Annotated in this window: 23 protein-coding genes; 17 read left to right on the forward strand and 6 right to left on the reverse strand. The window is 74.2% G+C overall.

The window, feature by feature from the left end:
* The first annotated feature begins 123 nt into the window (after window positions 1-123).
* Complete coding sequence (locus ACIGXE_RS12215; RefSeq protein ID WP_399746156.1) at window positions 124-633, forward strand: SigE family RNA polymerase sigma factor; 510 nt, start codon at window positions 124-126, stop codon at window positions 631-633.
* Between the two features lie 298 nt (window positions 634-931).
* A complete protein-coding gene (locus ACIGXE_RS12220; protein ID WP_399746158.1) occupies window positions 932-2,248 on the forward strand; it encodes a hypothetical protein in 1,317 nt (438 codons plus the stop codon).
* A gap of 199 nt (window positions 2,249-2,447) precedes the next feature.
* On the opposite strand, the gene ACIGXE_RS12225 is transcribed toward ACIGXE_RS12220, so the two are convergent.
* A complete protein-coding gene (locus ACIGXE_RS12225) occupies window positions 2,448-4,178 on the reverse strand; it encodes a bifunctional 3'-5' exonuclease/DNA polymerase (RefSeq protein WP_399746160.1) in 1,731 nt (576 codons plus the stop codon).
* 77 nt (window positions 4,179-4,255) lie between these two features.
* Window positions 4,256-5,572, reverse strand: coding sequence for a LuxR C-terminal-related transcriptional regulator (locus ACIGXE_RS12230; RefSeq protein WP_399746162.1), 1,317 nt, complete (start codon window positions 5,570-5,572; stop codon window positions 4,256-4,258).
* A gap of 203 nt (window positions 5,573-5,775) precedes the next feature.
* On the opposite strand from ACIGXE_RS12230, the gene ACIGXE_RS12235 reads away from it, so the two are divergent.
* Together ACIGXE_RS12235 and ACIGXE_RS12240 are read left to right on the forward strand one after the other, a co-directional pair.
* Window positions 5,776-6,693: an NADP-dependent oxidoreductase gene (locus ACIGXE_RS12235; protein WP_399746164.1), complete on the forward strand. Its 918-nt coding sequence runs from the start codon at window positions 5,776-5,778 to the stop codon at window positions 6,691-6,693.
* Between the two features lie 291 nt (window positions 6,694-6,984).
* On the forward strand, window positions 6,985-7,464 hold the full coding sequence (locus tag ACIGXE_RS12240) for a DUF4265 domain-containing protein (RefSeq protein ID WP_399746166.1): 480 nt from the start codon (window positions 6,985-6,987) through the stop codon (window positions 7,462-7,464).
* A gap of 82 nt (window positions 7,465-7,546) precedes the next feature.
* Here the strand turns inward: ACIGXE_RS12240 and ACIGXE_RS12245 are convergent, their stop codons facing one another.
* The 3 genes from ACIGXE_RS12245 to ACIGXE_RS12255 form a co-directional block, all read right to left on the reverse strand.
* Complete coding sequence (locus ACIGXE_RS12245) at window positions 7,547-8,029, reverse strand: DUF1877 family protein (RefSeq protein WP_399746168.1); 483 nt, start codon at window positions 8,027-8,029, stop codon at window positions 7,547-7,549.
* A gap of 261 nt (window positions 8,030-8,290) precedes the next feature.
* Window positions 8,291-10,519 carry an FtsX-like permease family protein gene (locus tag ACIGXE_RS12250; RefSeq protein ID WP_399746169.1) on the reverse strand — a complete coding sequence of 743 codons (2,229 nt, stop codon included), beginning with the start codon at window positions 10,517-10,519 and terminating at the stop codon, window positions 8,291-8,293.
* A complete protein-coding gene (locus ACIGXE_RS12255) occupies window positions 10,513-11,286 on the reverse strand; it encodes an ABC transporter ATP-binding protein (RefSeq protein ID WP_399746171.1) in 774 nt (257 codons plus the stop codon). Before ACIGXE_RS12255 ends, ACIGXE_RS12250 begins: the two co-directional genes overlap by 7 nt.
* A 599-nt stretch (window positions 11,287-11,885) precedes the next feature.
* On the opposite strand from ACIGXE_RS12255, the gene ACIGXE_RS12260 reads away from it, so the two are divergent.
* The 6 genes from ACIGXE_RS12260 (at window position 11,886) to ACIGXE_RS12285 (ending at window position 17,765) form a co-directional block, all read left to right on the forward strand.
* On the forward strand, window positions 11,886-13,037 hold the full coding sequence (locus ACIGXE_RS12260; RefSeq protein ID WP_399746173.1) for a DUF2786 domain-containing protein: 1,152 nt from the start codon (window positions 11,886-11,888) through the stop codon (window positions 13,035-13,037).
* Window positions 13,038-13,170: 133 nt separating this feature from the next.
* On the forward strand, window positions 13,171-15,216 hold the full coding sequence (locus ACIGXE_RS12265; protein WP_399746175.1) for an FUSC family protein: 2,046 nt from the start codon (window positions 13,171-13,173) through the stop codon (window positions 15,214-15,216).
* 88 nt (window positions 15,217-15,304) lie between these two features.
* Window positions 15,305-15,883 carry a hypothetical protein gene (locus tag ACIGXE_RS12270; protein ID WP_399746177.1) on the forward strand — a complete coding sequence of 193 codons (579 nt, stop codon included), beginning with the start codon at window positions 15,305-15,307 and terminating at the stop codon, window positions 15,881-15,883.
* An 84-nt stretch (window positions 15,884-15,967) separates the two neighbouring features.
* Complete coding sequence (locus ACIGXE_RS12275) at window positions 15,968-16,522, forward strand: SigE family RNA polymerase sigma factor (protein ID WP_399746179.1); 555 nt, start codon at window positions 15,968-15,970, stop codon at window positions 16,520-16,522.
* Window positions 16,523-16,550: 28 nt separating this feature from the next.
* Window positions 16,551-17,312: a hypothetical protein gene (locus ACIGXE_RS12280; protein WP_399746181.1), complete on the forward strand. Its 762-nt coding sequence runs from the start codon at window positions 16,551-16,553 to the stop codon at window positions 17,310-17,312.
* A 240-nt stretch (window positions 17,313-17,552) separates the two neighbouring features.
* Window positions 17,553-17,765, forward strand: coding sequence for a DUF397 domain-containing protein (locus ACIGXE_RS12285; protein WP_030219358.1), 213 nt, complete (start codon window positions 17,553-17,555; stop codon window positions 17,763-17,765).
* 65 nt (window positions 17,766-17,830) lie between these two features.
* On the opposite strand, the gene ACIGXE_RS12290 is transcribed toward ACIGXE_RS12285, so the two are convergent.
* Window positions 17,831-18,334, reverse strand: a complete 504-nt coding sequence (locus tag ACIGXE_RS12290; RefSeq protein ID WP_399746183.1) for an ATP-binding protein — start codon at window positions 18,332-18,334, stop codon at window positions 17,831-17,833.
* Between the two features lie 325 nt (window positions 18,335-18,659).
* Between ACIGXE_RS12290 and ACIGXE_RS12295 the strand changes: the two genes are divergently transcribed.
* From ACIGXE_RS12295 to ACIGXE_RS12325, 7 genes are all read left to right on the forward strand, one after another.
* The gene (locus tag ACIGXE_RS12295) at window positions 18,660-19,532 is read left to right on the forward strand and encodes a helix-turn-helix domain-containing protein (protein WP_399746185.1); all 873 of its coding nucleotides are present in this window, start codon (window positions 18,660-18,662) and stop codon (window positions 19,530-19,532) included.
* 94 nt (window positions 19,533-19,626) lie between these two features.
* Window positions 19,627-21,102 carry an aldehyde dehydrogenase family protein gene (locus ACIGXE_RS12300; protein WP_399746187.1) on the forward strand — a complete coding sequence of 492 codons (1,476 nt, stop codon included), beginning with the start codon at window positions 19,627-19,629 and terminating at the stop codon, window positions 21,100-21,102.
* A gap of 93 nt (window positions 21,103-21,195) precedes the next feature.
* Entirely contained in the window at window positions 21,196-21,738 is a 543-nt protein-coding gene (locus ACIGXE_RS12305) for a DinB family protein (protein WP_399746189.1), read from the forward strand.
* Window positions 21,739-21,881: 143 nt separating this feature from the next.
* Window positions 21,882-22,526 carry a PadR family transcriptional regulator gene (locus ACIGXE_RS12310; protein WP_399746191.1) on the forward strand — a complete coding sequence of 215 codons (645 nt, stop codon included), beginning with the start codon at window positions 21,882-21,884 and terminating at the stop codon, window positions 22,524-22,526.
* A gap of 107 nt (window positions 22,527-22,633) precedes the next feature.
* The gene (locus tag ACIGXE_RS12315; protein ID WP_399746193.1) at window positions 22,634-23,590 is read left to right on the forward strand and encodes an ATP-binding cassette domain-containing protein; all 957 of its coding nucleotides are present in this window, start codon (window positions 22,634-22,636) and stop codon (window positions 23,588-23,590) included.
* 32 nt (window positions 23,591-23,622) lie between these two features.
* Entirely contained in the window at window positions 23,623-24,351 is a 729-nt protein-coding gene (locus tag ACIGXE_RS12320; protein WP_399746366.1) for an ABC transporter permease, read from the forward strand.
* A gap of 428 nt (window positions 24,352-24,779) precedes the next feature.
* A complete protein-coding gene (locus ACIGXE_RS12325; protein WP_399746194.1) occupies window positions 24,780-25,796 on the forward strand; it encodes a WD40/YVTN/BNR-like repeat-containing protein in 1,017 nt (338 codons plus the stop codon).
* Window positions 25,797-25,799 lie beyond the last annotated feature (3 nt).

Here is a 25,799-nt window from a genome sequence, read left to right on the forward strand (position 1 = left end):
TCCGGGGTGAAACATTTCCCCCGACTCGTCGCGTCAATCAGGTGTGAGCGCGAACAAGCGCCATGAAGCACCGATCACGAACACCACTCAAGCGGACTCGTGACAGCGATGGAGGGGAGGGGCATGAGAACGTCCCGCGCGGACGAGTTCCTGGAGTTCGCCTCCGCCCGGACAGGGCATCTGTTCCGCTCGGCATGCTTGCTGACCAGCGGCGACACCCATCTCGCGGAGGACCTCACACAGGAGACGCTGGGCCGGATGTACGCCCTCTGGGGGCGGGCGAACCGCATCGGCAACCCCGCGGGCTACGCCCAGACCGTGCTCGTACGGACCTTCCTCAGCCATCAGAGGCGCCGCTCGGCCACCGAGCGCCCCCTCGGTGAGCTGCCGGACCGGGCTCCGGAGACGGGCGAGGATCCGGCCCTGCGGATCGCGCTGCTCGACGCCCTCGCCGGGCTCGCGCCCAAGGACCGGGCGGTGGTGGTCCTGCGGTACTGGGAGGACCGCAGCATCGAGGAGACCGCGGACGCCCTGCACGTCAGCTCGGCCGCCATCCGCACCCGCTCGGTGCGCGCCCTCGCGAAGCTGCGGGAGCGGCTCGGGGGCAGCATCACCGAATTCGCCGCCCGCTGACCGCCCGCACACCGGCGCCGGCCCACGGACCGGGCTGCCGACAGGCCCACCGGCCAACGGGACCGCCGACAGTTCCACCGACCAACGACGAACGACCGACAAACGACGAACGACCGACCAACGACGAACGACCGACCAACGACGAACGACCGACCAGGACCAACCCACTACAGCCCAGCGACCAGCCCGCGGGCCGGCCGGCCGACCGGGCCGCTCACCGCACGGACGACCGCTCGGACGGTCGTCCCGCTGTCCCACAGACTTTCCCACCCACGAAACCGGAGACGGTGATCTCGGCATGCCTCGACACGGAGAGCACGGAGCGCTCGAAGAGCACGACCCGAAAGACGGATGGTTCGAGGAGGAGCTCGGCGCCGTCCTGCGCCACACCGGCGAGGGCTTCGCCGCCGACGACCGGCGCGAGCTCGTCACCGGCGGCCTCGCCCGCGGCCGCCGCCGGCTGTTCCGCCGCCGCCTCGCGATGACCGGCGGCGCCCTCGCCCTCGCCGCGATCGGCGTGGGCGGGGTGTACGGAGGCGCGGTCCTCGGCGGCGCGGAAGGCACGGAGCAGGTCTCGGTCGCCGCGCCCAAGCCGACCGGCGGTTCGAACGGCACGCCCCAGAAGCCGTCCGACGTCGCCACGATCCCCGTCGCCGACCTCGCGGCCGTCCTCAAGGCGAACACCCCGGCGGGGGACTGGGAGATCGACAACCTCGGCGGCACCGGCCAGGCCGTCGCCGGAATCTACGACGACGGCAAGGGCAAGGCGGCCGTCTCCGTCGGCCTCTATCGCGCGGGCAAGAGCGACGAGAGCGGTGTCGGGCAGGTGACCTGCCCGGACAAGGCGGCCGTCCCGTACGACGCCTGCACCAGCGAGCGGCTGCCGGGCGGTGGCCGGCTCATGGTCTTCCAGGGGTACGAGTACCCGGACAAGCACGTCCTCACCAAGAACTGGCGGGCCGTGCTGCTGACCGCGGACGGCTTCCTCGTCGACGCGAGCGAGTACAACGCAGCGGCCGAGAAGGGCGCCGACATCAGCCGCGAGAACCCGCCCTTCGACCCGGCGCAGCTCAAGGCCCTGGTCACGGCGGAGGGCTGGCGCCCGCTGCTGAAGAAGATCCCGGTCCCCGCGCCCGTGAAGAAGCGGCCCGGCGCCACCACCGTCCAGCCGCCGGAGCCCAGCGCCGCCGCCGTCCAGGCGACCCTGCGCTCGCTGCTGCCCCGGGGCCTCAAGGTCGTCGACAAGGGCGGCGAAGGGGAGTACGGCTACCTGGTCGTCGACGACGGCAAGGGCAAGAGCCTCGTCGGGATCAACGTCCAGCGCGACATGAACAGCGTCCGCGACCAGCTCTTCGGCTCGGGCGACGTGCAGACCCTGCCGGACGGCACCGTCGTGAAGCTGGAGAAGCGGGCCGGTGAGAAGGGCGGCGAGGGTGTCGTCTGGTGGAGCGCCGACACCATGGCCAAGGACGGCTTCCGGGTCGTCGTCTCCTCCTTCAACACGGCCGCCCAGCACGAGGCCGCGACCCGCGCCGAGCCGGCGCTGACCACCGAGCAGCTGAAGACGATCGCACTCAGCCCGAGGTGGCGGCAGCTGAGCCAGAACCCGCACTGAGCGGTGTCGTGAGGGTGAGGGGCCGGGCCTCGGCGGGGGCCCGGCCCCTCCTTACGTGCTCCTGGTGGGCCGTGGCCTCGGGCGGGCCTTGGTCCCTGGCAGGTCGTGGCTCCTGGCGGGCCGTGGTCGCCCGCCGGCCGTGGCCGCTGTCCGGAGCCCTGCGCGCCCCGGCGCGCGCCCGTCCCGGCCGCGGCCGTCCTCACTTCGCGTCCGAGTACCTTTCGACGGTCGCCGTCGTGAACGGAAACCGCACCGGCGTCTCCCCGAACGCGATCCGGCCCGCCTCGTCGCCCGCCGCGTGGATCGCCGCCGTCACCGCCTCGGCCTCCTCCGCCGGGCAGTGCACGATCACCTCGTCGTGCTGGAAGAAGACCAGCTCGGCCCGCATCCCGGCGGTGGCGCGCCGCAGCGCCGCCAGCATCAGCAGGGCCCAGTCGGCGGCGCTGCCCTGGACGACGAAGTTACGGGTGAACCGGCCGCGGGCGCGGGCGTCCGTCGACGCGTACCCCGGGACGTACCCGTCGGCTCCTCCCTCCTGGGGACCTGGCGAACCCTGCGCCTCCGAAGCCTGCGCGGGAAGCTCGCTCTGCGGGATGCCCGCCTCCCCGTCCTCGTCGCCGCCCGCCGCCCGAGGGCTGGTGCGGCCCAGCCAGGTCCGTACGAGCCGGCCCTCCTCACCCGCCCGGGCCGCCTCGTCCACGTACGCCACGGCGCGCGGGAAACGGCGGCGCAGGGCGGCCAGGTTCTTCAGGCCGTCGCCGCTGGTCTGCCCGTAGATCGCGCCGAGCAGCGCGATCTTGGCATGGTCGCGGTCGCCGGAGAAGGCCCGGTCGGACAGCCGGGTGTACAGGTCGTCGGGGTGTCCCGCGACCTCCATCAGGCCCGGGTCGCGGGAGATCGCGGCGAGCACCCGCGGCTCCATCTGGTCGGCGTCGGCGACCACCAGCCGCCAGCCCTCGTCGGCGACGACGGCCTGCCGTATGACCTTGGGGATCTGCAGCGCGCCGCCGCCGTTGGTGGTCCAGCGGCCGCTGACCGTTCCGCCCGGCAGGTACTCCGGGCGGAAGCGCCCGTCCCGCACCCAGTCGGCCAGCCACGACCAGCCGTGCGCGGTCCAGATCCGGTACAGCTTCTTGTACGCGACGAGCGGGGCGACCGCCGGATGGGAGATCTCCTCCAGCTCCCAGCGCCGGGTGGACCGCACCCGGATGCCGGCCTGTGCGAACGCCTTCAGCACGTCGGCGGGCAGATCGGGCCGCACCCGGCGTCCGAACGCGGCCGACACCTCGTCCGCCAGCTCCGCGAGGCGGCGCGGCTCGCCGCCGCCCGCGTACCGCTCGCCGAGCAGCTCGCGCAGCAGTTCCCGGTGCACGTCGGCTCGCCACGGCAGCCCGGCCCGGTGCATCTCGGCGGCGATCAGCATGCCGGCCGACTCGGCGGCGGTGAGCAACCGCATCCGGCCGGGGTGCTCGGCCCGGTCGTGGCGGCGCTGCTGCTCCGCGTACACCGCGAGGAGCGCGTCGAAGGGGAGGGCGGTGGCGGTGACGGCGGGCTCGAAGAGGGAGTCCTGCGTCGTCGGCTCGGCGGCTCTGAGCGGTGGGTCGGGCGGCACCGGCGCGTTCCGCAGCCGGGCCCACGCGGCCGCGGCCGAGCGGGGCTCGCCGAGCCGCCCCTCGTGGCCGAGGAGGAGCTGCTCGGCGTCCTCGACGTCGTAGCACCGCTCCACCCGCACGCCGGCGGCGAGCAGCCGCGGATAGACCTCGGCGGTGCTGCGCCACACCCAGCGGGCGACGTCCGGGCGGGAGCGGACGGCCGCCACCAGGTCCGGCTCGTGCCGCACCTCCCCGACGGGCAGGCCGTCGCCGCCGAGCGGAACGAGCAGCGCCCCGTCCCCCTCCGGCTCGGGCGCGATGGCCCACCTTTCGTTCACGGGTGCGAGTCTGGCACCCGCCACTGACAAAGGGCGCTTCTGCGCGGCTTGGCGCTTCTGTGTGGCTTGGTCCTAGGTTATGCCGCTTTGTGGAACAGGGCGGCGGCCTCGCCGCGGGAGCCGACGCCGAGCTTGTTCAGGATGTTGGCGACGTGGAACTTCACCGTGGACTCGCTGATGTGCAGCTCCTGCGCGATCTGGCGGTTGCGGTGCCCGAGGGCCAGATGCCCCAGGACCTCGATCTCGCGCTCGCCGAGTCCGCTCAGCGGGTCCATGGCGGCGACCGGGGCGTCCGGGGTGGACAGCGGCAGGGTCGCGGCGAGGGTGGTGCCCCAGCCGGGCACGGCGTCGAGCTCCAGGCGCCCGCCGAGCACCTCCAGGCGGTCGGTCACGCTGCCCGCGCCCACCGGGCAGGCGTCCAGGAGGCCGGGGCCGTCGTCCCGCACGGTCGCGCGCAGTTCGTGCTCCGTCAGCGTCCAGCCGACGTGCACCCGGGACACCGCCTCCTGCTCCAGGACCACCAGGAGCAGCGCCCGGACGATCGCGCGGGCGCCGTGCGCCAGGTCCGCCGGGAGGGTGCGGGTGGCGTCCGGGCCCTCCGGCGGGCCGAGTTCGAGCCGTACGGGGCTGTGCCGCAGCATCGGGCGCAGGTCGTCCGCCAGCCGGGCGAAGGCCTCGAAGACGGGCTCCTCCGCCACCGAACGGTCCCGCTGGGACTCGGCCCGCAGCTCGATCAGCGCCGATACGGCCAGGTCGGTGGCGGTCGCGCGGGCCGCGGAGTCGTCCAGGGCGCGGCTGCGGAGCACTCCGAGCAGACCGGAGAGCGCGGCGGCGTGCGCGGTGGTCAGCTCGGCGGTGACCCGCGCCCGCGTGTCGGCGGCCGCCCGCGACCGCGCCAGGGCGCCGGGCATCGCCTCGCTCGCGAACCGGTCGAGGTGGCTGGTCACCAGGTCCCACAGGGCCTGCGCCAGGGCGAGTTCGGCCGGCCCGACGGGCGCGGCGCCGTCCTCCCGTACGAGCACGAGCACCGAACCGCGGGGCGTGGCGTCGCTCCGTACCGCGACCACCTCCCGCTCCGCCCCGCCGACGGCCGACGCCCGCCCCTGCCAGGGGCGGCCGGCGTCGACGGCCGAGAGGAGCGGGGTCAGTTCGGCGGCCGTGAAGGGCACGCCGTCGTCACCGGTCCGCTTGAAGGGCGAGTGCGCGCAGTGCGTGGAGAGTTCGGCGGCGGCGCGGTGCGGGATGAGCGGGGCGAGCAGCTCGGAGAGGCGGGGCAGGATGGCGCCGAGGGGTTGGCGCAGGATGTCGTGGGCGGCCAGGAGGGCATTGAGAGCGGCGAGTTGTGAGCTGAGCTCGGGAGTGGGCGGTGGGGTGACCTTCGCCGGTGGGTCCATGGGTGGGGGCATAGGTGGGTCCATTGGTGGGTCCACCGGTCGGTCCACCGGGAGACGCGTCGGGAGGTCCGCCGTGAGTTCCATGCGGTCAGCGTACGGCCGTCCTTTCGGACAGGTGGGCCTGTCCGTTCGGATGGCGGGGTCGGGGTGGTGCGTGGCGGAGGCTTGTCCCATCGAAACCGAGTTCAGGACATGGGGGAACCATGGAAGCGATCGTGTACGAGGAGTTCGGCGGTCCCGAGGTGCTGCGCCACGAGGCGGGCGTGGACGTGCCCCAGCCCGGGCCCGGCGAGGTACGGGTGAAGGTGGCGGCCGTCGGCGTCAACCCGGTGGACTGGAAGCGCCGTTACGGCTGGGTGGAGGAGTTCTACCCGACGACCTTCCCGGCGGTGCCCGGCCTGGAGTTCGCCGGAACGGTCGACGCACTCGGCGAGGGCGTCACCGAACTGCGCGTCGGCGACGAGGTGTTCGGCTGGACCAAGACCGGCTCGTACGCCGAGTACGCCATCGCCGGTGTCGTCGCCCGCAAGCCCGAGGCTTTGGCGTGGGAGACGGCCGCGAGCATCCCGGTAGCCGGCGAGACCGCCCGGCGAGTGCTCGAACTGCTCGGCGTGGAGCGCGGCGAGACCCTGCTCCTGCACGGCGCGGCGGGCGCGGTCGGCGCGGTCGCCGCCCAGCTGGCCGTGGCGGCCGGTGTGACGGTGATCGGTACGGCCTCCGAGCGCAACCACGCCTTCCTGCGCGAGCTGGGCGTGACCCCGGTGACGTACGGGGAGGGCCTGGGCGACCGGGTCCGCGCGGCGGCGCCGCAGGGCGTGGACGCGGTCTTCGACGCGGCCGGTCGCGACACGCTGCCCGTGTCGATCGAGCTGCTCGGCGGCGAGACCTCGCGGATCGTGACCATCGCGGCCACGGACGCCGCCGAGCACGGCATCGTCTTCTCCGGTGTCACCGTCGAGGCGGCGACCGCCCGCGAGTGGCTGACCGGGCTGGCGGCCGAGGCCGTGGAGGGCCGGCTGCGCCTGGACATCGCCGAGACCCTCCCTCTGAAGGAGGCGGCGAGGGCGCAGGAGCTGAGCGAGGCGGGGCACGTGCGGGGGAAGCTGGTCCTGCTGCCGTAGGAAGCGGGGGAGGGGGGAGGGGGAGGGCGGGGATTCCGGGACCACGGGGGTGTTCCGGCCCTGGCCCCGGCCCTGGCCCTGCCTCCGGCCACGCCCCGGCTCTGGCTCCGGCTTTGCCCCGGCCCCGGCCTTGGCCCTGGCCACGCCCCGGCGCCGCCCGGCCCCCGCGCCGGTTCGGCCACGGACTTCGCGCCCGGCCCCCTCGCGCCGGCTTCGGCCACGGACTTCGCGTTCGGACCACGGTCCCGCCCTCCGGGGGCGGGGCGCGGTTGGCGGGGCTAACCTCGCCGGGTGACTGAGACACCCACCGACCGCATCAAGATCTGGTTCCGTTTCGTCCCCCGAGAGGGCTGGCTGCCGCAGGACACCGAGGGGTTGTGGGCCGTGCGGGTGGGCGACGACACCGCTCGGGTGGCCAATGTTCCGTTCCTGCAGGACGGGGTGGCCGAGGGGGACGTCGTGCGGTACTCGACCGACGCCGAGGGCATGCACTGGGCCACGGGCCGGGCGGCCGCGTCCGGCAACGTCACGGTCCGGGTCCTGCCCGAACGCTCCGGGCCCCTCGGTCCGAGCGCCCGCGCCGTCCACGAACGGTTCGCCCCCTTCGGCCTCGGCGGCGAGTCCTTCAGCAAGGAGTTCCCGCTCGTGGCCCTCACCGTTCCGGCCGATGCGCCGATGACGGAGATCAAGGCGCTGCTGGAGCGGGGCACGGAGGACGGTTGGTGGCACTGGGAGACGGGGTGCACGACGGAGGCCTGGAACGCGGCCTGACCCCCTCTGCCCCCGCCCCCGAACGAGCCCCTGAACGAGCCCCGTGGACGGCCCCCGGGACGAGCCCCCTGGATCGGGCTCCCTAGAACCAGCCTGCTTTGACGACCGCGTGGCCCGAGGCCGCCGCCCGTTCGTAGAAGGCGCGCAGGCCCCGGTGGTGGGACCGGAAGATGTCGCGGAGCGTGGACTCGGACCAGCCGGGGCCGAAGGAGTCGCGTATCCCGGCCCCCGCACGGGACCACAGGTCGTCGAAGGACACCGCCGTGAGGAAGGCCGCAGCCCGGACCGTCTCGTCAGGTGCGAGCAGCATCAGGGGCGGGTGGGGGAGCCGGTCGGTGGGGGCGCCGGCGGGCTGACGGCCGCCGAAGACCGGGAGCACGGCGTCCTCCTCGGCGCTTGCCGCGTACAGCTCGTGGAGCGTCCGGAAGTCCTTCTCCACGGAGTCGGACACCCCGGCCGCGTACTCGACCTCGTGGTTCTCCCAGGCCGTGCCCATGAAATCGGTCAGCCACGCGTGGTCGTCCCTTAGGTCCGTCTCCGCCGCGGCACGCAGGTGCAGATGCACAGCGACCCCCCTTTGCCACCGATTCGGTCATCTCCTAAGCGCAAGTTATCGGCCGCCACTGACAGCCGCCTCGGTCCGGCGAGCCGTGGGCTGCGGGCTGTGAGCCGTGATCGGGGCGCTGTGGGCCGCGGGGCGTGAGCGGCGGGCCGCCGGCCGCGCGGGCCGTGAGCCCTGGGCCGAGGGCGTGAGACAGGCGGGACGGGACAGTGACCCGGCTCCGACCCCAGTCCCTGTCCCGTCCCGATTCACCAGCCTCGCCCCTCAGCGCGTCAGCCGCCACGCGGGGAGGACCGTCGCCGTCGTCGCGACGGCCGCGCAGAGGCCCGCCGCCGCGGCGAGCGGGCCCCAGGGGACGGTCAGGGCCGCCGGGGCGGACAGGGCCGCGAGGCCCGCGCCGAGGGCGCCGAGGAAGAGGGCGGTGACGGCCAGACCCAGAACCGTACCGATCGCCGTGGCCAGCACCGACTCGCCCGCGACCACCCGCAGCACCTGCGCCCTGGTGGCGCCGGCCAGGCGGAGCGCGGTCAGCTCGGGACCGCGGACCGACGTGGCCATGAGCAGGGTGTTGGCGAGGGCGATCACCGTGTAGAGGAGCGCGATGCCGAGGACCAGCAGCAGGCCGAGCCGGGTCTGCGGGGTCGTCGACGGGTGGGTGGCGGCCGCCCAGGCGTCGGCCGTGCGGACGGTCCCGCCGGGCAGCGGCACCGGGCGGTCCGAGTCGATCCGGTCCACCCTCGCGCCCGGCGCGTTCGCCCAGGTCACGTACGGGCCGTTGTCACCCGTCCCCTTCGCGAGCACCGCCACGACACGCAGCCGCACGGGCCCCCGGCCGTCCGCCCGCCATACCTCGACGGTCTCGCCGACGGTCCGCCGCTCGAACTCCTCGTTCACGACGATCGACCCGTCGTCCAGCTTCCGCGGGTCGCCCGCGACCACCGGCAGCCGGGCGTACGAGGCCCACGCGGCCGGGTCGGCCACGGCCCGCGCCCCGTACTTGACCAGGGCCTCGGCCCCCTCCCGTACGAACACCGAGGTCGCTCCGGTGGCGGCGCCCGACGGCCGGGCCGAGGGCGGGGACGGGTGCGAGGGCGAGGGCGGGGACGAGTGCGACGGCGGGGACGGGTGCGAGGGCGAGGGCGAGGACGGGTGCGACGGCGAGGGCGAAGGGGAGGGCGAGGGCGAGGGCGCGGAGCGCGGGACCTCCTGGCCCGGTGTGGTCACGTACGCCGCCGTCGTCTGCTGCCGTGCCTCCGCCGCCTTGGCGGCCGTCACGGTCGCCGCCGAGCCGAGGAGGGTGCCCGCGAGGGCGACCGTCACCAGGACCGGGGCGGCGACGGCGGCGGTACGGCGTACGGCGGCCGCGCTGTTCTCCCGTACGAGCATCCCCGTCGCCCCCCGCAGCCGCACCGCCCGCGCGACGGGCCGCACGAGGAGCGGGGAGAGCAGGGCGACGCCGCTGATCAGCAGCATCGGCTGGGTCGTGTACGTCTTGCGCTTCAGGAGCTCGGCCGGCTCCGTCACGCCCGTCCACACCGTCAGGCCGACGCCCGCGAGCAGCAGCCCCGCGCCGAGCAGCGCCCGGCCGCGCGGCAGGACGTCGGTGTCGACGTCCGCCTCGCGCAGGGCGGCCGTCGGTCCGACCCGCCCGGCCCGCCGGGACGCGGCCAGCGCGCCCGCCAGGGCGACCGTCACACCGGTCCAGAAGGCCACGTGGTACGGCCAGGCGGCCGCGCCCGGGTCGATCGTGAACCAGGACGGCGCCACTCCGCCGTCCACCAGCGCCCGGGCGAGCCGCGGCGCGCCCCAGGAGCCGAGCAGGCAGCCCGTGGCGGAGGCCGCGAGCCCGACGCCCGTCGCCTCGGCGAGCAGCATCCGCCGCACCTGCCCGGGGGTCGCGCCGGCCATGCGCAGCAGGCCGTACTCGCGGCGTCGCAGCGCCACGGCGAAGGCGAAGGTGGAGGCGACGACGAAGACGGAGACGAAGGCCGTCACGCCGCCGGCGGTGCCGAGCAGGGCGTTGAGGGTGACGAGCGCCCGGGCGTCCCGCGCCGCCTCGGGGTCGACCGCCCGCCGCTCCGCGCCGGTGAGGACGCGCGCCCGGTCGCCGACGAGGGCCCGGACCTCGGCCGCCGGGGCGTCGACCCCGACGGCGTCGGGGCCGGCGGAGGGGACGGGGCCGGAGGTCGTGACCGTCCATCGGGCCCGCAGGTCGCGCAGGAGTTCGTCGTCCACAGGCTGTGGACGGTCCAGCGGTGCGGTGACGACACGCGTTTCCGGTCCGCGCCGCACCACCAGGGCGATGCGGTCCTGACCCTGCACGACCACGGGCGACGACGCGAATCGCTCCGGCGCGCGCTCGGGCGCACGAACGGTGGCGGACAACCCGAGCCCCATGACGGCGACGAGCCCGACCCCGAGTGCCAGCGCGGTGAATCCGCCGAGGAAGGAGGCCCAGCGGGCCCGCAGCCCGGCGAGCACGACGGTCAGCACGCCGTACCTGCCTTTCGCGTGTCGGGGGAGGAGGAGGGGGAGGGGGCGGCCCACGTGACCGTCTCCAGCCCCGCCATCCGTGCCGCCACGGCCTCCGCCGTCGGCCCGGTCAGTTCCCCCTGGACCCGTCCGTCCACCAGGAACACCACCCGGTCGGCGCACGCCGCCGCCACCGGGTCGTGGGTCACCATGACGATCGTCTGGCCGTGCCCGTCGACCAGCTCGCGCAGCATGGCCAGGACCTCGCGGCCCGTCGTCGAGTCCAGGGCGCCGGTCGGCTCGTCGGCGAACAGGACCGCCGGGCGGCTGATGAGGGCGCGGGCGAGGGCGACGCGTTGCTGCTGGCCGCCGGAGAGTTCTCCGGGGCGGTGGCGTTCGCGGCCCGCGAGGCCGACGCGGGCGAGGGCTTCCCGTACCTGCGCACGGGACGGGCGGCGGCCGGCCAGCCGGAGCGGCAGGCCCACGTTCTGGGCGGCCGTGAGCGAGGGCAGCAGGTTGAAGGACTGGAAGACGAAGCCGATCCGGTCCCGCCGCAGCAGTGTGAGGCGGCGCTCGCTCAGTCCCGCGAGCGGGACGCCGTCGACCTCCACGCGGCCCGCCGTCGGCCGGTCCAGACCCGCCGCGCAGCGCAGCAGCGTCGACTTCCCCGAACCGGACGGCCCCATCACGGCGGTGAACGTCCCCGCGGGAAAGTCGAGGTCGACGCCGTCGAGGGCGCGGACGTCCCGGTGGTGCCGGCGCAGTCCGCGCAGCCGTACCGCCGGCACCGCAACGGCGGGCGGGGGCGGGGGCGAGGGCGAGGGGGCCGAAGGCCGAGGGGTCGAAGCCGAGGGTGCCGAAGGCCGAGGGGTCGAAGCCGAGGGTGCCGAAGCGGAGGGGGCCGAAGGCGAAGGCGCCGACGGGGAAGGGGTCGCAGAGGGGAGTGCCGAGCGGTTCGGTGTCATGTCCTCAGCGAACCGTTTCCGCCCCGCCCGATCACGACCACCAGCGGGCGTCCCGAAGGTAGTGCCAGGCCTACCCCTCGTGCCGAGGGTGACACCGTCGCGACCGGCGACCCGCTCGGCGACCCGCTCGGCGACGAGCGAGCCGAGAGCGCCGGGAGACGCCGGGGGACGCCGGGGACGCCGGGGATGCCGGGGATGCCGGGGATGCCAGGGCCGCCGGGGCCGCCGGGGACGAGCAGCATGGACTCCCCCTGACCATGGATGATGGCGGTGAAGTGAGCGCCCGGCCGTCGTGCCGAGGCGGGGGCGATCCTGGAAGGAGGCACATTGATGTCGGAGGGGACCACCGGCGTACCCACCCCCGTCGTCAGCGGCGCCGGCGAGTGCGGCGTACGGGATGCCGGCGCCGCGAGGAACCCGGCATGAGCGGCACCGGGAGCAGGAACGACGGCAGGAGCACCGTCGACGAGGCCCTCAAGGCGCTCTACGGGGACCGGCGCGACGACCACGCCCTCGACACCGCCGCCTCCCTCCTCGCCGCCGACCGCTCGGCCGACGCCGAACTCGCTCGGCGCGGGCGCGAGTTCGTCCGCACCCTCTGGACCCGGGGCTGGCAGCCCGCCGACCTGGTCCGGATGGCCCGCCGTGAACTCGCCGACGAGCACGTGCGGGCGCTCGTCGCGCTCGTCCGGTCGGAGACCGCCGGCTACGAGCGGCTGCCGCACCGCTGGCAGGCGCAGCTCGACGCGCTCGACGCCGAGGAGGCGGCCCCCACCGACCGCTTCTCGTACGCCACCACCGTCCTGGAGCTCTACCGGCTGCTCGTCCGGCTGCCCCGCCTCGACGCCGTGGGGCCCGTGCCCGGCGAGGCGCTGCCGCCCGCGGCCGAGGGCGAGCCGAAGATGCTGACCAGGATCCGCGCGCTGCTCGCGAAGGCCGAGGCGACCACGTACGCCGAGGAGGCCGAGGCCCTGACCGCCAAGGCGCAGGAGCTGATGGCCCGGCACAGCCTCGACGAGGCGTCCCTGGCCGCCGGCGCGCCCTCGCCGGAGACGCCCGGGGCGATCCGGATCGGGGTGGACCCGCCGTACGAGCAGGCCAAGGCGATCCTGCTCGACGCGGTCGCCACGGCGAACCACTGCCGGGCCGTGTGGAACGAGGCCTACGGCTTCTCGACGGTGGTCGGCTTCGAGGCCGACCTGGACCCGGTCGAGCTGCTCTACACCTCCCTCCTCGTGCAGGGCACGGCGGCGATGACCCGGGCCGAGGCCGAGCAGCGGAAGGGCGGCCGCAAGCGCACCAAGTCCTTCCGCCAGTCCTTCCTGCTCGCCTACGCGAACCGGCTCGGCGCCCGCCTCTCGGCGACGACCCGCCGGGTCGCCGCCGAGACACCGACGCTGCTCCCGGCCCTGGCCTCCCGCGAGGTGGCGGTCGGCGCCCGCACGGACGAGCTCTTCCCGGAGACCCGGACGACCCGGGTCCGCGCCGCCTGGGACGAGGCGGGCTGGGACCACGGCACGTCGGCGGCGGACCGGGCGGGCCTGGGTGCGCCACCCCGCGGCGAGATCCGCTAGGCACGCCCCGCACGGAAGGCGCCCGCCCCCCAGCCTCACCCTGGCGCCCGGCCCCCACCCCCATTCCCACCCCGACCCCCACTCCCCCGCCCCGAATGCCCGATTCGCCCGCCGTCGCGACTAGGCTCGCCCCATGAGCTGGCTCCGCGCGCTGAAGGAGACCGCGCGCTCGGGGCTCAGGGTCGAGCGGCGGCGGCTGGAGCCGGCCGTGGCCGCGCGGGGCGCGCTCGGGCTGGCGTCGGTCGTGGGGGTTTCGCTCGCGCTGTTCGGGCCGGCGGTGGCGACGTCGTCGGCGTTCGGTGCGTTCCAGGCGGCCATCGCGACCTTCCAGCGTTCGTACCGGCCGCGTCCCACGCTGGCGCTCGCCTCCGGGGCGAGTCTCGCCGTGTCGACGTTCCTCGGCTATCTGACCGGGGCCCACCTCGGGCTGTTCCTCCTGCTCCTCGGGCTGTGGACCTTCCTGTCCGGGCTCGCGTGGGCGGTCGGTCCGACCGTCGGGATCATCGCCTCCTCCAACGTGGCGATGATGCTCGTCACCGTCACCCTCCCCACCTCCGTCGCGACCGCCGCCGGCCACGCAGCGATGATCGCCGTCGGCGGCCTGGTGCAGGCCGGGCTGATCGTGCTGCTGCCGGTGCGCCGTTGGGGCGCGCAGCGCGACGCGCTCGCCGACGCGCTCGCGGCGGAGGCGGACTACGCGCGGCGGCTGCGGCACGATCCGACCGCCGCCTTCGACCCCGTCCCGCTGATGACGGCCCGCAGCGCGGCCGCCGTCACCCCGCGCCAGGCCCGCCGCCGCCCCGCCGAACTGCACGGCGCACGCGGGCTGGCCGAGCGGATCCGGCCGGTGCTGGCCTCGCTCGCGGACCCGGCGGTGGGTGCGGCGGACGAGGGCCCGGAGCGGGACCGGGTGCGGGAGCTGCTCGGCGCGGCGGGCGAGGTCCTGGACGCGTGCGCGCACGCGGTCCGGCACGGCGAGCCGGTCGAACTGCCGCCGGCCGCGCTCGCCGCGCTCCGTACGCCGGACACGGGCGCGATCCTGTCCGGCGCGCCCAGGCGGGCCGCGGCCCGCCTGGCGGCGCTGCTCGGGGACGTCGTGGAGACGGTGGAGCCGCGTACGGAGACGGCGGCCGGGGCCCGCAGCCGGCCCACCCTGGTGCGGCTGCTGCCGGTCGCGCTGGCGCGGATGCGGGCGGAGCTGCGGCACGAGTCGCCGGTCCTGCGGCACGCGATCCGCGTCACGGCCGTGGCGACCGCCGGTTACCTCCTCGGCACCGCGCTGCCGCTCGGGCACGGTTACTGGGCGCCGCTGGCCTCGGTGATGGTGATGCGCCCGGACTTCTCGCAGACGTACGGGCGTTCCGTCGCGCGCTTCGGCGGCACCCTCGTCGGGGTGGCCCTCGCGACGGGGATCGTGCAGGCCGGCGACCCGGGCACCTACGCGCTGGCGGCCCTCGCCGTCCTCTGCGCCTTCGGGATGTACCTGCTGATGCGGACCGGGTACGCGGTGACGCAGGCCTTCGTCGGCGCGTACGTGGTCTTCCTGCTCGGCATGGCCGGCGAGGGCGCCGCCCAGACCGTCCGCGACCGGGTCCTCCTCACGCTCCTCGGCGGCGTGCTCGCGATGCTGTCGTACGCCGTCTACCCCGCCTGGGAGACGCCCCGCCTGCGCGGTCGCCTCGCCGACTGGCTGAAGGCGGGCGGGCGGTACGCGGCCTCGGTCGCCGGCCACTACGCGGACCCCGCCGGGCCCGCCGGCCCGGACGTGCGAGAGGCGCTGCTCGAGACCCGCGCGGCGCGCGTCGCCTGGCAGGAGGGCGTGGCCCGGGCCACGCACGAGCCGGTGCGGCACCGCGGCCTGTCGCCCGCGGCGGCGGACGACGCGGAGCACGCCCTGGCCCAGTTCGGGCGGGTCGCGATGCTTCTGGAGGCGCATCTGCCGGAGCGCGGCGCCCCGGCGGTGCCGGAGGCCGCGGTCCTGGCGGAGGCGCTGCGACGGACGACCGAGCGGGGCGCCAAGGAGCTGCGGGAGCGCAAGACGCCCCGGTGGGACGAGCTGCGGGAGACGGTCGCCGCCTGGGAGGCGGACGGCCCGGACCATTTCCTGCTGCGCAAGGGGGCCGTGCTGCTCCTGGAGGCCCTGGACGAGCTGGCGGCGGCTCTCCGCGACGGTCGTTGAGATTTTTTCCTACGGCATGTCATCCGGCGGACGCCGCTACCGGGTTGGAAGGGGTGAGGACCGCTCATCGGACACCAGGAGCAACCGAATGAAGAACTACCTGCTGGCGGCGGCCGTGGTCGTGGCCGCGTGCGCGACCGCCGCCGCGCCCGCCGTCGCGGCCCCCGGCCAGACCCTTCGCGCCACGGTCGTCGGCGACGCGTCCGTCCGGACCGCGGCCGTGCCCGCCTCGTCCGTGGCCGCCCAGGCGCCCTCCCCCGTGCAGGTCGTCGGCTCCGGTGAGCGCGTCGACGCCGGCCGCGGCTGGACGGTGTGGCTGACCGAGGAGGGCAAGTACTGGTCGGGGCCCGACGGCTACGAGAACTTCCGCAGCGTCGTCGACGGCAACGTGGACCTGTCCCGTCCGGGCGTCAGCCACCAGTCGGAGGGCGACGCGGCCGGCGTCTTCCACTCCGGTCTCTACTACGGCACCAAGAAGGCCGGGAAGGTCGTGCTGACGGGGACGGACGGCACGAAGACGCCCGCCACGCTGCTCGAACTGCCCGGCCGGCCCGGCTGGGGCGTCTGGTACGCGCACACCGGGCCGGAGAACGAGGGCGGCGCCTCGGTCGCGCTCTACGACCGCAACGGGCGGCTGCTCGCCGAGCTGCCGGGCTGGAACGTCTGACCCCTCGTCATGCGTGTCTCATGGCAGGGCCCGGCACGGGGCGGGCCCTGCCCCTCACCCGCAGCGAGCACGAGGTCCGTCACCGTGTCGTACGAGCCCGCATCGCAGGAGTTCCAGGAGTCCACCGACGCGGACGACGGCTTCGCCGCGTTCGCCGTCGCCGCCTGGCCCCGGCTGGTGCGTACGGCGCAGCTCCTGACGGGCGACTTCCACGAGGCCGAGGACCTGGTGCAGACGACCCTGGCCAAGGTGTACGGGCGGTGGCGGCGGGTGCCGCGCGAGGAGATCGACCTGTACGTGCGGCGGGCGCTGATCAACAACAACCTCAGCCGGCTGCGTCGCAAGCGGGTGGTGCACCTGCTGACGCCGGTGCTGCCGGAGTCGCTGCGGCACGCGTCCGCGGGGCACGCGGAGGCGGTGGAGCAGCGCACGGCACTGCTCGCCGCGCTGGCCGACCTGCCGGCGCGGCAGCGGGCCGTGATGGTGCTGCGCTACTGGGAGGACCTGGGCGAGCAGGAGATCGCGACGGTGCTCGGCTGCTCGATCGGTACCGTCAAGACGCATGCCCGGCGCGGCCTCGCGGCGCTGCGGAGCCATCCGGGCCTCACCCTTCCCGCCACCTCCACCGGAGCCCGCTGATGCCCGACACCCCCACCGGAGCGCGACGATGACCTCCCCCGCCGGTTCCGACGCCGAGCCCGGTTCCGACGCGGACGGGGAGCTCCGGGCCGTGTTCGCGCGGGCCGCGCACGAGATCACGCCGGGTCCGGTGCCGCTGGCGGACGTCCGGCGCAGGGGACGGGCCCGCCGGCGGCGGCGGGCGGTGACGCTGGCGGCCCTGGCGGTGCTGTCGGTGTCCGGCGCGGCCACGGTGGCGGCGCTGTCCCTGCCCGGCGAGCCCGGCCGGCCGGTCCGGGTCGCCCCGCTGGTGCCGCCGGTCCCGCCGCTGCCGACGGTCGCGGCCGGGCCGGGCCAGGTGACCACACCGGAGGTGCCGAAGGTGACGGAGGTGCGCCTGGTGCGGGCGGGGCAGCGGGTGGACGCGGGCCGGGGCTGGAAGGTGTGGCTGACGAGTGAGGGGAAGCACTGGGCGGGGCCGGACGGCTACGAGAACTTCCGCAGCGTGACGGACGGCAACGTGGAGACCTCCGCGCCCGGCATCTCGTACCAGTCCGAGGGGGACACGTCCGGGATCTTCCAGTCGGGGCTCTACTACGGCACGCGCGCGGTGGGGCGGGTCGAGCTGCGGGACGCGGACGGCCGCACCGCGCTCGCGACCCTGCTGGAGCTGCCGGGCCGGCCGGGCTGGGGCGTCTGGTACGCGTACACCCCGGCCTCGCGGCGCGATCCCGGCAGCACGCCGGACGTCGCCCTCTACGACCGTACGGGCCGGCGGCTGGCCGGTCTCGACGGTCTGCCCGGCTCGTGAACCGGAGGGGCCGTCACGACGTCCCAGCTCGTGTGGGTCAACATGCCGGTCGGAGCTGTCCGTTCCCCCCCGTACCGGGGAGTAGCACGCTGAGTCGTGTAGTCACTACGCCACCCCGCGTGCACGTGCATCTGCTCATGCATCGGCATATGAACACAGCTATGATCCGAGGAAGTTGACACCTGCACCAATGATCTCGGGGAGCTACCAGTGCATCACGCGGACCACGCGTACAACGGCATGGCGGCCACGGAGCTTCGTGGTGTCGTGTGGCAGAAGAGCCGGCACAGCAACTCCCAGGGTTCCTGCGTGGAGTTCGCCAAGCTGCCGGGAGGGAACGTCGCCGTGCGCAACTCGCGCCACCCCGACGGCCCCGCGCTCGTCTACACGCCCGCCGAGATAGAGGCCCTCCTCCTGGGGGTCAAGGACGGGGAGTTCGACCACCTGGTGTGAACCGCGGAACGAGAAGGGCCCCGGCGGCTGATGCCACCGGGGCCCTTTCCGTACGTCGTCGGGGGCTACTCCGGCCCCAGCCGGAACAGCGCCCACACCACCTTGCCCTGGAGCGTGCCCGCGAGCGGGTGCCAGCCCCAGCTGTCGCTGAACGACTCCACCAGGAGCAGCCCGCGGCCCGACTCGGCGGCGAAGTCCTCCTCGCTCCTCCGTGCCTCCGGGCTCTCCCGGCTGGGGTCGCGCACGGCGCACACCAGGCGCGAGGCCCAGCGCATGAGGTGCAGCCGGACCGGTGGATTCAGGCCTTCCTCGTGCTCCGGGGCCGCCTCGCCCGGCACCGCGTGCCGCAGCGCGTTCGTGACCAGCTCGGACACGACGAGGGCGACGTCGTCGAACCGCTCGGACAGATCCCAGTTGTGGAGCGTCTGACTTGTGAACTTCCGCGCGCCGCGGACCGCTTCGTAGCGGGGCGGGAGGGCACAGGAGGCGGAGTTGGAGACGGTCGCGGGATCGATCGGCGGAAGCCCCTGCCGTAACGGCTCGAGCATGGTCGATCCATTCGGTCCCATGCGAGGCACTCCCGGGAATCGCGGCGGTGGTGCGACAAAGGCGGTGCGACAACGGTGCGGCAGCACGCGCGAGTACGCGCTGCGCGAGCACCATGGTTCCGAATGCGCCCAAGGGATGCAAGGGCAGATGCACGTGCACGCGCCGGACCTGTCCGGCCCCGTGCCGAATCTGTGCATAAGTCGTCCACCCCGCGGCCCGCCGGTGCCCGGAACCCGCCGTCTATCCGTAATCGAATGTGTACGCGCTGAAGCGTTTAGTGGCAGAATCCGGGGCTCGACGGGGGCTCGACAGCGAGAGCAGCACCGTGAAGGGGAGGCTGGAGCCGTGACGGCAGGCGAATCGAGCGGGGCGAGCGGGAGCGTGGTGCGCCGCATCCTGCTGGGCTCCCAGTTGAGGCGACTGCGCGAATCGCGTGGCATCACCCGGGAAGCAGCCGGCTATTCGATCCGAGCGTCCGAATCCAAGATCAGCCGTATGGAGTTGGGAAGGGTGAGCTTCAAGGCCAGGGACGTCGAGGATCTGCTCACTCTCTACGGCGTCAGCGACGAGAGCGAGCGCGGCGCGCTCCTCAGCCTCGTCCGCGAGGCCAACGTGGCCGGCTGGTGGCACAGCTTCGGCGACGTGCTCCCGGGGTGGTTCCAGACCTACATCGGTCTGGAGGGCGCCGCCTCCCTCATCCGCTTCTACGAAGTGCAGTTCGTCCACGGCCTGTTGCAGACCGAGGCCTACGCCCACGCCGTCGTGACCCGGGGCATGCCCGGCGCCCCGCGGGCCGAGATCGAGCGCCGGGTCGCGCTGCGTCTGGAGCGCCAGAAGGTCCTGGTGTCGGAGAACGCCCCGCACCTCCACGCCGTCCTCGACGAGGCCGCCCTGCGTCGCCCGTACGGGGATCGCGCGGTCATGCGGGGCCAGTTGCGGCATCTGATCGAGATCTCCGAGCACCCCCACGTCACGCTGCAGGTCATGCCCTTCAGCTTCGGCGGGCACGCGGGCGAGAGCGGCGCCTTCACCATGCTGAGCTTCCCCGAGTCGGACCTCTCGGACGTGGTCTATCTGGAACAGCTGACCAGCGCCCTCTATCTCGACAAGCGCGAGGAGGTCGCCCAGTACGGACGGGTGCTGGAGCGGCTGCAGGCGGACAGCCCCGATCCCGCGGAAAGCCGTGATCTTCTCCGAGGACTCCTCCAACTCTCCTGATACGTCAGTACGATGACGAGACATCAGTGGGGCAGTCGTGACGCGGCGGCTGCCCGTGCCGGAATCCGCCACCGCGGGTAAGGGGTCTCGTTCCATGGCGTCTGCTTCGTCCTCGGCCTGCTTCACCGAACTGGCTCACCAGTACATCGACGGCGAGTGGAAGCCCGGCAGCGGGTCGTGGGACATCATCGACTTCAACCCGTACACCGGGGAGAAGCTCGCCGCCATCACCATCGCCACCGTCGCCGAGGTGGACCGCGCCTACGGGGCCGCCGAGCGCGCCCAGGCGGAGTGGGCCGAGACCAACCCGTACACCCGCCGGCTCGTGTTCGAGCGCGCGCTGCGGATCGTCGAGGAGCGCGAGGAGGAGCTCGCGGCCGCGATCGTCGCCGAGCTCGGCGGCACGCGTCTGAAGGCCGCGTTCGAGCTGCACCTGGCCAAGGAGTTCCTGCGCGAGGCGATCCAGCTCGCACTGCGGCCCGAGGGGAGCATCCTGCCCTCGCCCGTGGACGGCAAGGAGAACCGCGTCTACCGCCTCCCGGTCGGCGTCGTCGGCGTCATCTCCCCGTTCAACTTCCCCTTCCTCCTGTCGATCAAGTCGGTGGCCCCGGCGCTCGCCCTCGGCAACGCGGTCGTGCTCAAGCCCCACCAGAACACCCCGATCTGCGGCGGCACCCTGGTCGCCAAGGTCCTGGAGGACGCCGGCCTGCCGGCCGGACTGCTCAACGTCGTCGTCACCGACATCGCCGAGATCGGCGACGCCCTCCTCACCCACCCGGTCCCGAAGGTCATCTCCTTCACCGGCTCCGACCGCACCGGCCGCCACGTCGCCACGGTCTGCGCCCAGCACTTCAAGCACGCCGTGCTCGAACTCGGCGGCAACAGCGCCCTGATCGTCCTCGACGACGCCGACGTCGACTACGCGGTGGACGCTGCGGTCTTCAGCCGATTCGTGCACCAGGGGCAGGTCTGCATGGCGGCCAACCGCATCCTGGTGGACCGCACCCTGGAGGCGGAGTTCACCGAGAAGTTCGTCGCCAAGGTCAAGACCCTGCGGGTCGGCGACCCGGCCGATCCCGCCACCCACATCGGCCCGCTCATCAACTCCCAGCAGGCGGAGGCGGTCTCCGCGCTCGTCGAGCAGACCGTCGCGGGCGGCGCGACCGCCCTGCTGCGCGGCTCGGTCGAGGGCAGCCTGGTCTCCCCGACCGTCCTCACCGGCATCGCCGCCGACGCGCCCGTCCTGAGCCAGGAGATCTTCGGCCCGGTGGCCCTGATCGTGCCCTTCGACGGCGAGGACGAGGCCGTACGGATCGCCAACGACACCCCGTACGGGCTCAGCGGAGCCGTCCACACCGGCGACGTCGAGCGGGGCGTGCGGATCGCCAAGCGCATCCACACCGGCATGATCCACATCAACGACGGCACCGTGCACGACGAGCCGATCGTGCCGTTCGGCGGCGAGAAGCGGTCGGGCATCGGCCGGCTCAACGGCGAGGCGATGATCGAGGCCTTCACGACGCAGAAGTGGATCTCGATCCAGTACGGGCGCAGCCGTTTCCCCTTCTAGGACATCAACTGTCCTAGAAGGCCCGTAGCGTGGTCGGTGTCGGTGGGGCTGCGGCCCGCCGGCGGACGACTACGGCTACGGAAGGCGGACATCATGGTGGCTCTTGTTCCCGCGGAGGCCCCCGGCGACGAGCGGGGCGCGTTCCTCAACTTCGTCGAGGCCCAGCGCGCCGCGATCGTACGGGCGACCCTCGGCCTCTCCGAGGAGCAGGCGGCGAGCCGCCCCAGCGCCAGCGAGCTCAGCCTGTCCGGTCTGGTCAAGCACGTCGCGGAGGTCGAGCTCAACTGGCTGCGGCTCGCGCAGCAGCGGCCGAACGAGCGGCAGCGGACCCAGGAGACCTGGGGCGAGGCCTTCCGGCTGGTCGACGGCGAGACCGTGCCGCAGATCGTGGCCTTCTGGCAGGGAGTGGCGAAGGAGACGGAGGAGTTCGTCCGGAGCGTGCAGAGCCTGGACGACACCTTCCCGCTGCCCCCGGCGCCCTGGTTCCCCAAGGACGGCCGGGTGTCGGTCCGCTGGATGCTGCTGCACCTGGTCCAGGAGATGGGCCGGCATGCCGGGCACGCGGACATCATCCGGGAGTCGCTCGACGGCAAGGGGTCCTTCGAGCTGATCGAGCTGGAGAAGCAGCAGGCCTGATCGAGCTGGAGAGGCAGCGGGTCTGGTCGAGCCGGAGAGGCAGCGGGTCCGGTCGAGCCGGAGAGGCAGCGGCTCCGAACGGGTCCCTGCCCGCCCTCGTCCCTGGCCTACCCTGGTCGAAATTGACCAGGGAGGTCCGTGGAATGTCGGCGATCCGCCTTCTCGTCCTGGGCGCGGTCAAGATGCACGGCCGCGCCCACGGCTACCAGGTGCGCAACGACCTGGAGTACTGGGGCGCGCACGAGTGGTCCAACGCCAAGCCCGGCTCGATCTACCACGCGCTGAAGCAGATGGCGAAGCAGGGACTGCTGGCCGCCGACGAGATCGCGCCCAGTACGGCGGGCGGGCCGCCGCGGATCGAGTACGAGATCACGGACGCGGGCCGGGAGGAGTACCTCCGGCTGCTGCGCGAGGCCCTGTCCACGTACGACCAGGCCATGGACGTCCTGTCGGCGGCGCTCGGCTTCGTCGTGGACCTGCCGCGCGCGGAGGCCGTGGAGCTGCTGCGGGCCCGGGTGCGGGGCCTGGACGAGTGGCGGGCGTCGGTCACCGAGTACTACACCCCCGCGGGCGGCCCCGGGCAGCTGGGCCACATCGGGGAGATCATGCACCTCTGGGTGCACTCGGCCGACACGAGCCGGGAGTGGACCCTCGGCCTGATCGACCGGATCGAGGGCGGGGCGTACGTGTTCGCGGGGGAGGGTGAGCCCTTCGTGGGGGTCCTCGCGGAAGGCGAGGAGAACCCGTACGCGACGGGCCCTCACCCGGACGACGCGAAGATGAGCTGAGCGCCGATCCGGCGTTAATCAAGTTTGACTAGTGTCCCTGTGCGGGCATAACCTCCCCGGCCGTGGCAGTAGTCAAAATTGACTACGCCGTTATCTGGAGGAAAGGGATGTCAGTGGACGACGCGATCCTCGTGAAAGGCGCACGGAAGCGGTACGGACCGAAACAGGCACTCGACGGACTCGACCTGGCCGTCCCGCGCGGCACCGTGCACGGGCTGCTCGGCCCGAACGGCGCCGGGAAGACCACCACCGTCCGGGTCCTGGCCACCCTGCTCCGGCACGACGGGGGCGAGGTGCGGGTGGCCGGGCACGACGTACGGCGGGAGGCGGCCGCGGTGCGGCGGCGGATCGGGCTGCTCGGCCAGCACGCGGCGCTCGACGAGGAGCTGTCCGGCCGGCAGAACCTGGAGATGTTCGGGCGGCTGTACCACCTGGGCGCACGGGGCGCGGGCCGGCGCGCGGACGAGCTCCTGGAGCGCTTCGGGCTGGCGGACACCGGCCGCAGGCCCGTACGGCAGTACAGCGGCGGAATGCGCCGGCGGCTCGACCTGGCCGCCTCGCTGCTCACCGACCCGGAGGTGCTCTTCCTCGACGAGCCGACCACCGGCCTCGACCCGCGCGGGCGCGGCGAAGTGTGGGAGTCCGTGCGCTCCCTGGTCGGCGGGGGCACGACGGTGCTGCTCACCACCCAGTACCTGGAGGAGGCCGACCGGCTGGCCGACCGGATCTCGGTCGTCGACCGGGGCCGGGTGGTCGCCGACGGCACCCCCGACGAACTGAAGACCCGGGTCGGCCTGGACCGGATCGACGTGGTCGTACGGGACGGGGCACGGCTCGACGAGGCGGTGCGGCTGCTGCCGTCCGGGGCGGCCGAGGCGGACGTCGACCGGGACCGGCGGCGGATCAGCGCGCCCGTGCGCGACCGGATGGCCTCGCTGGCGGAGACCGTACGGGCCCTGGAAGCGGCCGGGATCGAGGCCGAGGACATCGCCTTGCGGCGGCCCACGCTCGACGAGGTCTTCCTGCGTCTGACGGGCGCGCGGGCCGAGGAGGTGGCCGCGTGAGCGCGGCGTACGCGGTGAGCGACTGCTGGACCATGACCCGGCGCGAGCTGGCCCACTGGGCGCGGCAGCCGGTGCGGGTGGTGGTGGGGCTGGTCTTCCCGGTCATGATGCTGCTGATGTTCGGCTACCTGGTCGGCGGCGGTCGGGCGATCGAGGGCGACTACGTCGACTTCCTCGTGCCCGGAATGCTCACCCTGACCATGGTCTTCGGCCTCGAAGGGACGATGACCGCGGTCACCCAGGACCTGAACAAGGGCGTGATCGACCGCTTCCGCGCCATGCCGATGACGGACGGCGCGGTGCTCGTGGGGCGGGCGGCGGCCGACATGCTGCAGTCGGCGGTGGGGCTGCTCCTGATGATCGGCGTCGGCCACGCGATGGGCTGGCGGACGCACGGCGGCCTCGGCTCCTTCGCGGCCGCGGTGGGACTGCTGCTCCTGCTGCGCTTCGCGATGCTCTGGATCGGGATCTTCCTGGCCCTCGTCGCGGGGCGCGCGGAGCTCGTGCAGGCCGTGCAGATCCTCGTCTGGCCGGTCGGCTTCCTCTCCAACGCCTTCGCGTCGCCCGAGGCGATGCCGGGCTGGCTGGGCGCGGTCGTGGAGTGGAACCCGATGTCGGCGACCGCGACCGCCGTGCGCGAGCTGTTCGGCGGTCCCGGCGGGGAACCGGGCTGGGTGGGTGCGGCGGTGGTGTGGCCGCTGGCGCTGCTCGCGGTCTTCTTCCCGCTGGCGGTACGGAGGTTCGGGCGGCTCGGGACGTAGCCGGGCAGTGCGGGAGAGGGGGGAAGGGGGGAGCGCGGACCGGGAAGCGGGGGAGCGGTCGTGCGGGTGCGAGGGCAGGGGTGGGGGCCCGGAAAAGTGGTGGGCCGGAAGTGGGAACCCCGAGGCGGTGAGCGGTGTAACAGAAGCAGACGTGGAACGTGGAGGAGAACAGGGGGAGTTCGATGCGCGGTTCCTGGAGGGCGGCCTGTGCCGCCGTGCTGCTGATGACACTCGCGACGGCCTGTACGGGGACGCCCGCGAAGCCCTCGCCGTCCGGAGGCCCCGGGGCGCCGGGGGCGTCGGGCGGTCCCGGAAAGCCGGCGGCTTCGGGTGTCCGTGACGCGTTCGGGGCCCCGGCGCGGATTCCTTCCGCGCCGGGGCTCCCGGGGGCCGCGCACAGCGTGGGCTTCGCGGCCGACGGGAGCGGAATGGTGCTGCTCGTTCAGTGCGTGACCGACCGGGACCGGCCGGAGAACGGCTTCTGCCGGCAGCGGGTCGCCGCTCTCGACCGGGGTGCGCGGTCCTGGGTGCCGCGGAGCAGTCCGTTGCCCGAGATACCGCCGTCGAGGGGTGTCACGGCGGGGCTGACCGTGCTCGGGCCGGGGCGGGCGCTGATCGAGGACGGCGGCGGGGAGGAGCCGGAGCGGAGCTGGTTCACCGCGGACGGCGGGCGGAGCTGGCGCACGGTCGGCCGGCGCACGGTCGGGATCACACCGGTGATACCGGCGGGCGCGGTCCTCGGCACCGACTGCGTCCCGCCCGCTCCCGAGCCGGTGCAGGAGTGCGCGCGGGAGCGGATCGTCGTCATCTCGCCCGAGGACGGGCGGCGGCGGGCCCTGGCCCGGCCGCCGCGGCTCGGGGACCGGCCGCGGCCGGCCGCCGTGGCCGAGCCGGACGGCTCCTGGTGGGTCTCGGGCCGCGATCCGGTGTCCGGGCGGGACGCGGTGGCCTTCTCCCGGGACGGGGGCCGCAGTTGGACGTCGAGCGTGCTGCCGAGCTCGCCCGCGGTCGGGAGCCTGCCGCCGCTGTGGGCCGTGCGGGTGGCGGTCGGTCCGGACGCGGTGTACGCGGCGGAGGTGGGCGAGCTGAGGGGCGGCGAGCCGGGGAAGAACCCGATGCGGGCCCTGCACCGCTCGCTCGACGGCGGTCGCACCTGGACCCGGGTGTGGACCACGGGCCCGGTGGGCGAGCCGCGCACGATCACCGGCCTGCCGGTGCCCGGTCCGGCCGGCCGGGTGACGGTCCACGGGGAGCGGGCGCCGTACGAGAGCGTGGACGGCGGTCGCAGCTTCTTTCCGGCCGCGGGGGGCACCTCCTGGATACGCCGCACCGGCATCGGTCTGCTGAAGGAGGGGGACCGGTGCCGGTACGCGACGACCCGGGACGGGGTGCGCTGGTCGGAGTTCGGCCTCGCCTGCGAGGACTCCCTTCCGGTGGGCGGGTAGCGG

The sequence above is a fragment of the Streptomyces sp. NPDC053431 genome (assembly GCF_044544925.1).
Taxonomy (GTDB): Bacteria; Actinomycetota; Actinomycetes; order Streptomycetales; family Streptomycetaceae; genus Streptomyces.

Coding starts and splice junctions, on each gene's coding strand:
- ACIGXE_RS12280 (WP_399746181.1), top strand. CDS start 16,551: ATGACCTCCCCCGCCGGTTCCGACGCCGAGCCCGGTTCCGACGCGGAC.
- ACIGXE_RS12215 (WP_399746156.1), top strand. CDS start 124: ATGAGAACGTCCCGCGCGGACGAGTTCCTGGAGTTCGCCTCCGCCCGG.
- ACIGXE_RS12230 (WP_399746162.1), bottom strand. CDS start 5,572: ATGGACCCACCGGCGAAGGTCACCCCACCGCCCACTCCCGAGCTCAGC.
- ACIGXE_RS12310 (WP_399746191.1), top strand. CDS start 21,882: ATGTCGGCGATCCGCCTTCTCGTCCTGGGCGCGGTCAAGATGCACGGC.
- ACIGXE_RS12300 (WP_399746187.1), top strand. CDS start 19,627: ATGGCGTCTGCTTCGTCCTCGGCCTGCTTCACCGAACTGGCTCACCAG.
- ACIGXE_RS12260 (WP_399746173.1), top strand. CDS start 11,886: ATGAGCGGCACCGGGAGCAGGAACGACGGCAGGAGCACCGTCGACGAG.
- ACIGXE_RS12285 (WP_030219358.1), top strand. CDS start 17,553: ATGGCGGCCACGGAGCTTCGTGGTGTCGTGTGGCAGAAGAGCCGGCAC.
- ACIGXE_RS12305 (WP_399746189.1), top strand. CDS start 21,196: ATGGTGGCTCTTGTTCCCGCGGAGGCCCCCGGCGACGAGCGGGGCGCG.
- ACIGXE_RS12270 (WP_399746177.1), top strand. CDS start 15,305: ATGAAGAACTACCTGCTGGCGGCGGCCGTGGTCGTGGCCGCGTGCGCG.
- ACIGXE_RS12315 (WP_399746193.1), top strand. CDS start 22,634: ATGTCAGTGGACGACGCGATCCTCGTGAAAGGCGCACGGAAGCGGTAC.
- ACIGXE_RS12220 (WP_399746158.1), top strand. CDS start 932: ATGCCTCGACACGGAGAGCACGGAGCGCTCGAAGAGCACGACCCGAAA.
- ACIGXE_RS12265 (WP_399746175.1), top strand. CDS start 13,171: ATGAGCTGGCTCCGCGCGCTGAAGGAGACCGCGCGCTCGGGGCTCAGG.
- ACIGXE_RS12325 (WP_399746194.1), top strand. CDS start 24,780: ATGGTGCTGCTCGTTCAGTGCGTGACCGACCGGGACCGGCCGGAGAAC.
- ACIGXE_RS12320 (WP_399746366.1), top strand. CDS start 23,623: ATGACCCGGCGCGAGCTGGCCCACTGGGCGCGGCAGCCGGTGCGGGTG.
- ACIGXE_RS12235 (WP_399746164.1), top strand. CDS start 5,776: ATGGAAGCGATCGTGTACGAGGAGTTCGGCGGTCCCGAGGTGCTGCGC.
- ACIGXE_RS12290 (WP_399746183.1), bottom strand. CDS start 18,334: ATGGGACCGAATGGATCGACCATGCTCGAGCCGTTACGGCAGGGGCTT.